Annotated in this window: 11 protein-coding genes; 1 reads left to right on the forward strand and 10 read right to left on the reverse strand. The window is 37.3% G+C overall.

The window, feature by feature from the left end; all coding sequences use genetic code 11:
* Window position 1: 1 nt before the first annotated feature.
* From FLUTA_RS06555 to FLUTA_RS06580, 6 genes are all read right to left on the reverse strand, one after another.
* The gene (locus FLUTA_RS06555) at window positions 2-1,339 is read right to left on the reverse strand and encodes a saccharopine dehydrogenase family protein (protein WP_013686073.1); all 1,338 of its coding nucleotides are present in this window, start codon (window positions 1,337-1,339) and stop codon (window positions 2-4) included.
* A 147-nt stretch (window positions 1,340-1,486) separates the two neighbouring features.
* Entirely contained in the window at window positions 1,487-1,813 is a 327-nt protein-coding gene (locus FLUTA_RS06560; protein WP_013686074.1) for a hypothetical protein, read from the reverse strand.
* Window positions 1,814-1,870: 57 nt separating this feature from the next.
* Complete coding sequence (locus tag FLUTA_RS06565; protein ID WP_013686075.1) at window positions 1,871-2,929, reverse strand: META domain-containing protein; 1,059 nt, start codon at window positions 2,927-2,929, stop codon at window positions 1,871-1,873.
* 111 nt (window positions 2,930-3,040) lie between these two features.
* Entirely contained in the window at window positions 3,041-4,363 is a 1,323-nt protein-coding gene (locus FLUTA_RS20650; protein WP_013686076.1) for a T9SS type A sorting domain-containing protein, read from the reverse strand.
* 20 nt (window positions 4,364-4,383) lie between these two features.
* Window positions 4,384-5,706 carry an SGNH/GDSL hydrolase family protein gene (locus FLUTA_RS06575; RefSeq protein WP_013686077.1) on the reverse strand — a complete coding sequence of 441 codons (1,323 nt, stop codon included), beginning with the start codon at window positions 5,704-5,706 and terminating at the stop codon, window positions 4,384-4,386.
* 4 nt (window positions 5,707-5,710) lie between these two features.
* A complete protein-coding gene (locus tag FLUTA_RS06580) occupies window positions 5,711-6,934 on the reverse strand; it encodes an OmpP1/FadL family transporter (RefSeq protein ID WP_013686078.1) in 1,224 nt (407 codons plus the stop codon).
* A 160-nt stretch (window positions 6,935-7,094) separates the two neighbouring features.
* On the opposite strand from FLUTA_RS06580, the gene FLUTA_RS06585 reads away from it, so the two are divergent.
* A complete protein-coding gene (locus tag FLUTA_RS06585; protein WP_013686079.1) occupies window positions 7,095-7,469 on the forward strand; it encodes a hypothetical protein in 375 nt (124 codons plus the stop codon).
* 69 nt (window positions 7,470-7,538) lie between these two features.
* Here the strand turns inward: FLUTA_RS06585 and mnmE are convergent, their stop codons facing one another.
* The 4 genes from mnmE to FLUTA_RS06605 all read right to left on the reverse strand — a co-directional run bounded on the left by mnmE (window position 7,539) and on the right by FLUTA_RS06605 (window position 12,362).
* Complete coding sequence (gene mnmE, locus FLUTA_RS06590) at window positions 7,539-8,942, reverse strand: tRNA uridine-5-carboxymethylaminomethyl(34) synthesis GTPase MnmE (RefSeq protein WP_013686080.1); 1,404 nt, start codon at window positions 8,940-8,942, stop codon at window positions 7,539-7,541.
* A 179-nt stretch (window positions 8,943-9,121) separates the two neighbouring features.
* Window positions 9,122-10,552 carry a T9SS type A sorting domain-containing protein gene (locus FLUTA_RS06595; RefSeq protein ID WP_013686081.1) on the reverse strand — a complete coding sequence of 477 codons (1,431 nt, stop codon included), beginning with the start codon at window positions 10,550-10,552 and terminating at the stop codon, window positions 9,122-9,124.
* A 116-nt stretch (window positions 10,553-10,668) separates the two neighbouring features.
* The gene (locus FLUTA_RS06600) at window positions 10,669-11,460 is read right to left on the reverse strand and encodes an ABC transporter permease (protein WP_013686082.1); all 792 of its coding nucleotides are present in this window, start codon (window positions 11,458-11,460) and stop codon (window positions 10,669-10,671) included.
* A complete protein-coding gene (locus FLUTA_RS06605) occupies window positions 11,457-12,362 on the reverse strand; it encodes an ABC transporter ATP-binding protein (RefSeq protein WP_013686083.1) in 906 nt (301 codons plus the stop codon). The genes FLUTA_RS06600 and FLUTA_RS06605 overlap by 4 nt, the downstream gene beginning before the upstream one ends.
* Window positions 12,363-12,417: the final 55 nt, after the last annotated feature.

A 12,417-nucleotide genomic window follows, 5' to 3' on the forward strand; every position in this document is an offset into this window, starting at 1 on the left:
CTTAAACCACTTTCTCTAATTCTTGAAAAGTAATACCCAATTCTTCTAATTCATCTAAAATTGGATTGTAAACTTCTGGTTTAATAGGCAATAACACACCTCTTTCCGAAATCTGATGGTTTAGAATTAGCTTTGCGCAAATACCAACAGGATAGCCAACCGTTTTAGACATTGCGGTATGTTCTTGATCATCTCCCAAATTCACCATAGAAGATTCGATAAATCGCTTTTCTTCATTTAAGAGAAAAGTAAATTGATGGACCATTACCAACATATCTTTATCATGAGGCTCTAAAACCCACTTATCCCATAATATCTTTTCTAAAATTTGTGCGGCAGTGGCGTCTTTCAATCCCAACTTCGTTGAACCATCAAATAAACCTAACCATTCATATTTTGAAATATCCGTAATTCCTAAAGGGAAGCAAGCATTCATCCATTTCTCTTCAACAGGCGTTTCCTCTTCAAAAGGAAGAAAGGCATTGATAAAAGTTCTTGGTGTTAGGTTTTCTGAATCTTGTACAATTAAATGGTCATCTGTTAAACCCAATTGAACAAATACATTCCAATCTTTACTAAAACCTGGTTTGCGCAATGTTCCTCGATAAATCGTTGGAATATCATCCAAACCATAGATGTGTCGGTAAGACAACGAATCTCTATTCGCATACCCTTCAAAATCACCATATCCATCAATCGATATGGTATCCAAACGAGTAAAAACCTGAGTGTAAGGAATGTATTTATACTGATGTCTATCAATGTAGCAAGCCATTCCCCCTTGTGCTGCTAGAACCACATTTCTGGGATTCCATGTGAATTTATAATTCCATGGATTCGTATCGCTTTCTGGGGCTACTAGTCCACCACAGTATGATTTGAATCCGATAATATCTCCACCCTGACCCTTGATTGAATCAATAATACGCATAGCGCTCATGTGATCAAGTCCTGGATCTACACCTATTTCATTCATAAAAATCAAACCGGCATTACGTACTTCCTCGTTTAAGGCGCTCATTTCAGGAGAAATGTAAGAAGGTGTAATTAAATGCTTCTTTAATTCCAAACAATCCTTTGCAATTTCAATATGAAATCGGGCTGGAAGCATTGAAATAACCAAATCAGCTTGCAGTAATTCTTCCCAACGTTCATTACGATCTAATGCATTAAATGAAAGTGCAACACCATTCGGATTGCCGCCCAACTTGTGTTTCACCAAATCCAAAGATCGATCAACAACACGGAGTTGCCAATTGTTTTCGTCAGCATGATCCAACAAGTATTTAATAAGAGTAGAAGCAGAGAGCCCAGCGCCTAAAAGCAGAATTCGTTTCATAATCTTTAATCTAGTGCGAAATTAAACGAATTCACTCAATTGATGTATCGTTTTAACCTAATTTAAAAGGAAATCTATCTGAAGGTGTTAAAATCAAAAAAGCCCCTTAAAAAAAGAGGCTTCTTGTTTAATATTTAAAAAAATGATTTATTTCAATTCAGAAAGTTTGAAAGATTTTCCATGCATATCGCTTGTTACTTTAAACCAAGCGCTTCCACAATTATCACCTTCTAAATGCTTCACTTCCGTTCCTTCAGTATAACTAAATCCTTTAGAAGCTCCCGCACTGATGTAATTATGCCCACCGTTTACACAGTACTTGTATTCAGAAGATGTGTCATTAATCACCTTAAACTGAATATTGCTTAGTACTTTCTCCGAAGAACTAGCGCTAGAAGAAGTAAAAGACTGAATTCCGAATGCTCCAACAAATAAGAATGTCGCAAAAGCAGAAATTTTGATTAGTTTTTTCATAGTAAAAAATTTTTGGTGTATAAATATATGAAAACTGAATTTAATTATTGGATAAATTTATTTGTTTGCGCTTACAGCGAACATTAATACGAGTTTCCCTGATTCGTCGTAGATATTGAGTACTTGTTCTGCGAAATCTACTGTGAGTTTCTTCCCGCTCAATATCTCCATAAAACGCTTTTCCGTTGAAGCAACAAGTTCGTCTGCACACATCATTTTGGTAGAAAACACATCTGAAAACATGACTGTATTTCTGGTTGTTTTCATAGTTCCTGAAATACGATTACAACCATTACTTCCAGTAAAGGAATTATTAGCCACATCCATTTTAATTCCAGCTTTTGAATGAACAACCTCATTTCCATCCATTTGTATTAATCTCAACTCTTGTTGATCAAAATAATTCCACGGTGTTTTCTCTGGTCTTACGCTTGGAACAGTTTCGCCATCTAATACTGGTTTTTCAATTGCCTTTAAAACAAATACCTCCTTCTTTTTTGCAGTCCAAATCATTAATCCCTCTTTTTTAGCAATCTTGAATTTCTTGTTTGAGAATGAAGCTAAAAAAGCTGTTTCAACTTCACTAGGTAATCCAGAACAAGCCATTTTCGTTCCAGCAGCTTCTTTCACACAAATTTTTGTTTGCTTTTTATTCAATTTCACAGAGGCCATGAAGTTGTTACAACCACTTTTTCCACTTACTTTTTGAAAAGTGCTATCAAAACTCATAGTAACGTCTACATCTGTGAGTTCCTTTCCATTCATTTTAATCACTTTATAAATAGCCCCCTCACTTTTGCTAATCATCGGAGTAACAGAAATTATTTTTCCCAGTCGATAGGTATTCCGTGATAAATCTTGTGGAACGGGTTCTGGGCGCGGAGTTTCTATAACTTCGATTACATATCTGTTGCCAGCCACATATTCAAATCCAGTAATTCGGTCATAAAAAAGCTCCCAAGTTTTTGAGCCATCTTTCATCACTTGAAAACACGTTTGAGCCATCATTCTGCGGCAAGGCACGCATTCTTCTTTGACAGTCATACGGATAGTTGTTTGTCCAAAAACACTTGATTGTATAAACAACCAAACCATCATTACACCAATGCTTTTCATACCATTTATTTTGTTTCTACAATTTACAAATTTGTTGCCAAACTTTCCGGCAAGTTGCGAAGATAAAAAAAGCTCCCCGAAGGAAGCCTTAATTATTCGAAGTTTATAAGTTTACTGAATCACTAATTGTTTCACCAATGCTTTCTGATTACCATGATCCAAAACGTGAACAAAATAAGTTCCTTTGTTTAAATCGCGAACAGATAATGTATAACCGTTTTCATTCATTTCCTGGCTCATAACTGTTCTTCCTGAAATGTCAATCACCGAGATTGTTTTCGCTCCTTCGGAATCACATTGAATAGTTACCTGGCTTGAAGCAGGATTCGGATACAAGATCATTTCATTTGCCGCTGTATTTTCAGCTAATCCTAAGATACATACTTCGTTTACCGGACTTCCGTTACAGTAATTGATCGGGTAAAGATTAGCTGTTTGTGAAGGTACATTTTCCGGTTGAAGTGCCATATTTGTACATCCAAGTCTTTCTACCAAGAAATCTCTCACGAAATTTACAGTTGTATCCATATACGCAATTTGTGTAGCGCCCCCTCCTGCGTATGGAACATGAGGAGCCCCTCTGAAAGTATACAATTTGTGCGGGTGATTCAAAGCGCAACTTCTTTCGATCAGCATGCGGCTTCCATCCAGGTACATAATCGCAACTCCAAAAGGAGTTACAGTTCCACGATTGTATTTTACGGTTGCATCTGCTGTTCCATGAAGAGATACCAGAGGAATATCTCCAGCTTCTAACCAACTGTAACGACCCAATGCTCCGCACAGATTGATTACTCCAGCAACTTTGGTAGAATAACCTGGATTCCCACTAGCGCCTTCGATTCCTCCAAGAGTATTCAGATCAGTAGAACCAATGTAATCCTGAATTTCACAAGCCTGGTCCAGGTATGCTACATGCAATGCTGTAATTGCTCCGGCAGAACTACCCCCGATAAAAATACGAGTGGTATCGATCTTGTAAGCATTCGTAGTTGCTCTGTCCTTGTAAAAAAAGCGGATAGTTGCTTTCAAATCCTGCGTAGCACGAAGAACTGCTTTGATTGCATTTACGGAATCAAGAGGAAAAAAACCTAAGCGGTAATTAATGGACGCACAGGCAAATCCTTTTTTAGCAAAGCGATTAGACAATTCCTGAACATCGACATCTGTTTTTGTACCACCTTGGAAGCTTCCTCCATGCACCCAAATAATTAAAGGTCTCGCCACAGAAGTATCTGCAGCTGGTTCATAGAAATCCATAGTCAATGAGGTCGTTGAACCCGAGAAAGAGATGTTCGATCCGTATTGGATATCACTAGTAACGTTTACAGTAGAATAAACATCAGAGGCATATCTTCCAGTCTGACAAGGCGTTTGGCCAAATGCAGCAGTAGCAGATAAGATACATGATAAAAGTAAAGTAGAAATTTTCATACACTTTTTGTTTTTAAAAATTAAGGAAATATAGTTGATGAGTAATTTACAGCATTTAAGGATGGAATCTGCGCTTTGTATTTCACATTTAAAGCACGAATAAATTCGTTAGCAATAATGGCATTTCCCTTCGCATTGAAGTGAATTCCATCCAAAGAATACGCTCCACCGGAAACAAATTTGGCACTTAGAGTAATTCCGTTGTAAACCATTCCTTTTTGCAAAGTATTCACCAAATCATTTGTCCGAGCAATAGCTAAATTATGAGCAGTGGCAATATTTGTTATCACCGCATTATATTCAGCAATTCTTGCTCTGATTGCTGTCAATTCATCAAGTGTTAAAACAAATTCATCTCTAAAAGGGAAAGCAGAACCCATTAAATTACATTTAACTGAATCCAACGGAGTACTTAGCAACACCAATTCTCCCGGTTCCATGTGTCTTACATTAAATGCTCCTGCTCCGGGATCCTCGATCATAAATCCATTCGCTCCTTCCTGAAAAGAAATTCCGATCGGATTGTAAATATTGTTCAATGAAGTGACTTTGTCTGGAGTTAAATTCAATCCGTTCCAAGGAACAGTTGTAAAATAAGGCATTTCGGTAATATCCGGAATCAATGAGACAATCCCTTTTGCACCATTTGCTGTTAGCGTTGATACAATATTTTCGTAAGCCAAACTAAAATTAGCAACACTTGTCATACTTCCATTACTTGCACCTTTTTGCACAAAGGGAAGCAAATCTTCTATTCCTAAAAAGACTGCAAAACAAGTGGGATCTGAAACAGTTGCATCCGCCAAAACAGTCGCACTTGACGAAGAATTCATTCTTCCAAAGAACGAATTAGCCGATCCATAAGAAGAAACATTGACAGCAGTTACGGTCATTCCTGGAATTCCAAAATTTCCAAAAGGCTGGCTCGCGTTATAGATATTACTGCTCAATGCAGCAACATCTCCACTAGCAGCAATTCGAACAGGGGAAAGAGAAGTAACTCCCAAACAATCTGTTTTGTAACCCAATTTCAAATGTGCCATCCCAGAAGCATTTACACCAACAGAATTGACAGACATCATCGGCTGATAGAAAGCCCCCGAACCCACAACTTGCAACTTTAGGCTGATCAAATTCGCGATTGAGTTTTCTTGTCCTTCGTAGTACAACCCATCGTCCATATAACCAGCCGTGTGAGAGCCACCAATCATCACAAAGCGTGATGCGTCTATCTCGCCAGCCGAACTACTTGGTTCTTTGTATTTAGGTTTGCACGAATTCAATCCAAGTGTTCCGATTCCAATAACTATTAGCGCTAAAATTCCTGTTATAATTTCTTTCATGATCTTACCATTTATAGCTTAAACCAATTCCTGGAGAAAGCGCAATTGTTGTAAAAGTTCCGTTTAAATTTGATTCTAAATTTCGATCTGTTCGTTTAATTTTTGTTCCATAAAAAGACAAATCCAAATTGAAATGTTCGTTGAACTTGAAGCCCAAACCACCTGTTCCATAAACTCGGTTATTGTCTGGTGATTCTGGTGTTAAATAACCATTTTGAACAGGTGAAAATCCGTATCCTCCACCCAGTCGAATACTAATCATTTCAGTAATTTTATAATTTACTCCTCCTCGAAAAGCAAAGATGTTCTTGTACTTTCTTGCTGATTTTGTATCTGCCAAACTTGCAGTATTGGTTTCATAATCGAATGCCAAAGTATCATAAGATTTCCAGCCAACATAATTGATATCTAAAACGAATTGCCATTTTTTACCTGTGTCATAAGACCCTCCCAAAGTCAACACGCTAGGTAAAGGAAGCGATGAAGTAAAAGGTCCATTGGGGAAATTTGCACTCAATGATTCTGGAACGGTGAATGTTGCTTCACCTTTTTTCACTTTCATAGAAACCTGTGAACGATAAGTTAATCCCAACGAAAAATGCTCATTTACTTTAGCACTCAATCCTAAATTATAGCCAAATCCAAGTGCTTTACCAGAAAGTTCAGCATGTGCGTATGATCCATCTGCAAATTGAACTGGAATATCCTTTTGAAGATTCACCGATCCCGTTGAGATGACAAATCCAGCTCCAAAACCAAAGTGTTCAGTAATTTTATATGAAACCGTTGGCTGAAAATAAATAGACTTCAAAGACAATTTAGTTAGCGCAAATCTTCCAATCCAGGCATCTTCATATTCGATGGTACTTCCGAAAGGGGTGTAAACTGCTAAACCAACTTTCAATTTTTCCGCTTTCTTAAAATTAAAAAGTGCATACGCTGAAAATGGTGTTCCCATAGGAGATTTTGTTCTGTATCCACCTCCTGAAGCGGAATCAACAAACAAGGTGTTTGCGAAAATTGGTGAGAATCCCCCATTTATTTCGCTTTTCTTGACAAAGGCAACCCCACCAGGATTAAAAAACAATGCAGAAGCATCTTCTGAAAGCGCTGTTCCTGCAAGACCCATTCCCTGCTGTTTTTGACCTTGAAAATTGACTTGAAATCCTTGCGAAAAGGAATTAAACACAGCTATTGAACTGCAAATAAGTAGTATTGTTTTTTTCATAAGTAGATTAAACGAAAACCGTTATTGGGGATTAAGATACAAAGAATCTATGAGCGCACAATAAATTTAACAATCCCCTCATTTTATTTTAATGACATTCCGCAAAATAAAATTAAACAAATGTATAATTTTTATATATTGCATTACTAATGAATCAATTATGAATGGAATCTATTTAGTTGTTATTGGAGCATTAACCAGCTTCAATTTTTGGAATGAAAACAAAGTAATTGAACCGAAAGGCATGTATGGTGGAGATGGAAAAAATGCGCCTTCCCTACAATTAAAGGAAAATCATACTTTCATTTACACTGATCTAACCAAAACTTCAAAACCGATAAGGGCAGAAGGGACTTGGTCAATAGAAGACAATGAATTGGTATTAGAATCAACTAGCAAAGTTCGATTAAACAAGCGCTACACGTTTATTCGCGAAGGGAAATGCATCAAAACCAGAAAGAATTTTGCATTTTACACACTTTGCAATTGCAGTGATTTAAGGAATAGATCAGATACACACAGGGTACAAAAATGATTTAAACAAGCCTTTTCTATCTTTAGCTGCTTTCTCCGTAAACCAAATCAATTGATTATTTCGAATTCGCTACTTTCCGATACAAAACTTGCTAAAAATATTTGCCAGCAAATCGTCTTCTGAAATCTGACCCGTAATACTTCCCAACCAAAACATGGCTTGTCGGATATCCATAGCAACAAAATCTGCAGTGATGTTTGTTTCCAATCCCCATTTAGCTTTTTCAAGTGAATCTTGTGTTTTCAAAAGAGCATCTAGATGGCGTGCATTACTAACAATTGTATCCGATTGCGTATTAAAAGAACCCAAAATTTGCTGCGATAGCCACGCTTTCAACTCTGGAATTCCACTTCCATTTTTGGCGCTAATGGGTAAGAATGGTGTTTGAAATTCCCAGGGACTATTGATTTGGTCTGCCCGCAAATCGTATTTGTTACCAATTACTAAGAAATGTGCACCCGAATGAATCGTTGCTTGTTCATCTGCCCACTGACCTGTAGTATTGGAATCCATAGAGAGATGTCCTTCCGATTGGGAGTTTTCTCCACTAAAATCGCTCAACATCAATACAATTTTGGCTTGTTTGATTTTATCCAACGAACGTTGAATTCCAAGAGCTTCAATTTCTTCTGCTGCTTCTTCCCGAATTCCTGCGGTGTCGATTAAGCGAAAAAGAATTCCATCGATATTTAACGTTTCTTCAATCACATCACGCGTAGTTCCAGCAATATTGCTCACAATTGCTCTATCTTCGCCAAGTAGTTGATTCAAAAGCGTACTTTTCCCCGTATTTGGAGCACCAACAATGGCAACAGGAACTCCATTTTTCAAGACATTCCCCAATTCAAAAGACTGAATCAGTTTGCGCACATAAGCTAAAACCTCCGTCACCAAAGCAAGTAATTCTGTTCTATCAGCAAATTCTACATCTTCTTCGGCAAAATCGAGCTCCAATTCTACCAACGAAGCAAAATGAATCAACTTTTCACGCAGGTCTTTCAATTCATTGGAAAAAGACCCACGCATTTGATTCATGGCTACTTCATGAGAGCGAGCCGATTCGGAAGCTATCAAATCAGAAACTGCTTCTGCCTGGCTCAAATCCATTCTTCCATTCAAAAAGGCACGCATCGTAAATTCACCTGGTTTAGCCAATTCGCAACCACTCGCTAGGAACAAATTGATTATTTCCTGCTGAATAAACAGGGAACCATGACAGGCAATTTCAACCGTATTTTCCCCCGTAAAACTATGCCCTTCGTGAAAAACGGTCACCACAACCTCATCCAAAACAGAACCATCTACTTTTTTCAAACGCAGGAAATGAGCACTGTGAGAAGGTGTATTCTCAAACGATTTTCCAGCAACTCGACTTAAAATATCAATCGAATCCTTACCCGATAAACGGATCAATGCAATAGCCCCCATTCCTGGAGCAGTAGATAAGGCACAAATGGTTTTTGGAGAAATCATGGTACAAATTTACGAAGACTTAATTAGGAATACCGAATTATACACTTGATTTGTCTTTTTAGGGATAAGAGTGCACTTATCCTTCTTATACCAGGGTAACTAATTGAGTTTACAGAGATTCACACTTGAAAAAAAGCCGAACAGATCTCTCCATTCGGCTTGTATTCTATCTATTTTCTTTATTGCTTCAAGAACGATTTTGCAGCTATTCCATCTCCATGTTCAATCAATAAGAAATACTTTCCGCTTTCTAAGGTTGAAACATCCAATGAATCGGTGATTGAAGAAGTTGTAATCACTTTTCTTCCCGCTAAATCCATTACAACAATTGATTGAAGACCTTTCAAAGTTCCAAAGTTCAACTGAATAAATTGACTTGCAGGATTTGGATACAATTCAAAATCACCGAAAGATTCTTCCTCCAGTCCAGCGCAACTTTGAACAGTTACCGTGAAAGTAGCATTGCTTGCGCAACTATTCACATCTGTTCCAACAACCGTATAAATTTGTGTTGCACCAGGAGTTGCAGTCACATTTTGAATTGTGGAGCTATTTAAAGATCCAGCAGGACTCCACACATAACTTGTTCCTCCAGATGCCGTTAAAGATGCAGAACTTCCAGTACAAATAACTCCATTTGCAGGAACCGAAGTAATAGAAATGGAGGCAGGAGCAACGATTGAAATATTCGTTCCATTATCTGTTCCAACAGTTGCAGGAGCAGAAGCATCTACACGAATTCGATATCCAGTTCCAACTGACAATCCACTTGGAACAGTAGCAGCAATACTCAAAGAACCTGTTGCTATAGAAGTCAATGTTCCAATTGAAGTTGGAGAAGCAAATGATCCAGTACTATTAGACAATTGTGCTGTATAGACATTTCCTGCGGTAACTGTCCCGGTAACCGAAAAAGGTACAGAAAGGGCTGAGCTAACATTCGAACAATAAGTAGTGGTTGTAATCGCTCCTGTAGCTAATGAAGCGCCAGTAGCAACAGTTCCTGTGATTTTTACTTCATCTATTGAAAATGCAGGATCATCTCCTGAACCACCATTTTGCCATCTAAATCTGAATTTCAAAGAAGTTTGGTTATTGAATGCAGGTAAAGTGATTGTAGTATTTGTCCAAGCAAGAACACCAGAATATTGTCCGCTTGCGGCAGTCCAAACTGTTCCGCCATCAGTTGAATACTCAACAATTCCAAAAGAAATTCCTGTTGCACCAGCACTCAAATACCAAAAATCCAAGGTTACATTCGTAAATCCTGTTGTAACAATAGGAGTAGTTTTGGTTGCACTTTGATTGGATGCAGAACCTATATCAAAATTTGCATTACAAACACTCAAAGATCCACATATCGAAGTATTCGTTATATGTAAATAAGTTGAATTTACTCCACCAGTAAATGTTCCAGGTTGATTAGGAGTATCATCGATAAATCCTGTAAAACCAATAAACTCATTATTGGCTAGCCATTGATTTTGTCCTGTTCCACCATTTAAAGTCCAATTTCCCGCGCCAGATTCAAAATCGTCTTGAAAGATTGTTGTTTGCGAATACGCAGATAAGCCCATTGATAGGGAGCCAAGTAGTAATAGTTTATTCATAGTAGAAGTTTAATGTCCTCCAATTTAAGACACACACTTCTAAATTCAAAATTTGTTACTTTGTTAACAGATTTAGTTACAAATCTTTACGAGATAAACGAACTATTTCTCTAGAATTAAAGATCTCTTCTTCGCAAGATGAAATAGGTCAATCCAAAACAAAGCAAGACATACCCACCAGCTAATAGTAGTTGTTCATTCAAACTCAGGATAAAAATTCCAGCTTCCTTTGCTTTTTCGTCTGAAACCATAATTGCCCTAAAAAAAGGCATTGGAGTTAGGTCCGCATACACTTTCAGCGGAAAAAACTGATACATCTTTGAAGAAATAACATTCCCTAAAATAGTTTCAACTGGAAAATAAATGATAAACGTTACAATGGCAATTGCAGGTCTCTTTACCAAAATCGCAAACAAGAAAGCAAAACTGAAATACCCAATTGTTTGAATAAAATAAAGTAAATTGAGATGAATATTTTGAAAAAAATCTGTACTTGTAGATTCAATTAATCCAATTACTAAACCACACAAAAACGTATAAATAGTAGCAAGCAAACTTAGAAAAACAACAAAAGCGAATTTACCAAAAATAACTTGCTGCTTTGTCAAGCCTTCAATGATATTCTGACGCATGGTTTTATACTGAATATCATTGGTGGTAATCACAACCACAGATACTGCCAACAGAATATTGAAAAAACTGGCACTATAGGTAATAAAACTCCAGATATGAGGAAACTCAAACGGACTCTCTTGGGTGAAAATTGCTTTCAATCCTGGATTCATCTGAAAAAAGAAATTCATGAAATACATCCAAGCTGGCACCACCAACATGTATACTAAAAATAGAATCTTCAAGGTTTGAAACTTTCTCAGTTTCGCGTATTCAAGTGCTATAATTTTTCTCATAACTTCATTCTTTCTAGGAAAATTGTTTCCAAACTTTTCTGATACGCATGTAATTCAGAAAGGTAAATTCCTTGTTCAACAACTAACTGATTCAATTTTGCGCCCGAAATCCCTTCTTCCAATTCAATCATTATGGAATCATCTAATTTATTCAGCACACTTACTCCTGGAATACTTTTTAAAACCTGAATCAACTGATCTGGGTTTTCAGACATCAGTTTATACGATTTTCGTTGAATCAAGAGGTCTTTCATGGTTCCGTTATAAACCATCTCTCCTTGTTTCAACATCACTACATGGGAACAAATTTTCTGAACCTCATCCAATATATGCGATGCCAAAATAATTGTTTTTCCTTGTGAAGCAATGTTTAAAATCAACTCGCGCATTTCTGCAATTCCTTCCGGATCCAATCCATTGGTAGGTTCATCTAAAACAAGTACCTCTGGATCTGAAAGAATCGCTGCAGCAACTGCTAAACGTTGTTTCATCCCCAAAGAATAGGTGCGAAATGGCCGTTTTCCACGTTCTGCCAGATCTACATACTCCAAAACTTCCTGAATACGAGTTTGGTCATGCGCCAAGTTTTTGATCGTTGCTGTTACTCGTAAGTTATCGTAAGCATTTAAATAAGGATAAAAATTGGGGGTTTCCAATAAACAACCAATTCGCAAGCGATTGATATCCTTTTGACCATTGTCAAACCAAGAAAAAGATCCTTGAGTTGGATGTAAAATACCCATCAACATGGCAAGAGTGGTAGTTTTTCCACTTCCGTTCGGTCCCAACAATCCGTAAACATTGCCTTTTCGTATATCGAAAGACACATCCTTCACCGCATCTACTTTGTTGTATGATTTGGACAAGTTAGTAACTTCCAAAATGATTTCTTGATTCAACATCTATTCAGAATTTGAATCAAATATAAAGTCTCCAAATGAGATTAAGAAGAAAAAA

The organism is Fluviicola taffensis DSM 16823, from assembly GCF_000194605.1.
Lineage (GTDB): Bacteria > Bacteroidota > Bacteroidia > Flavobacteriales_D > Crocinitomicaceae > Fluviicola > Fluviicola taffensis.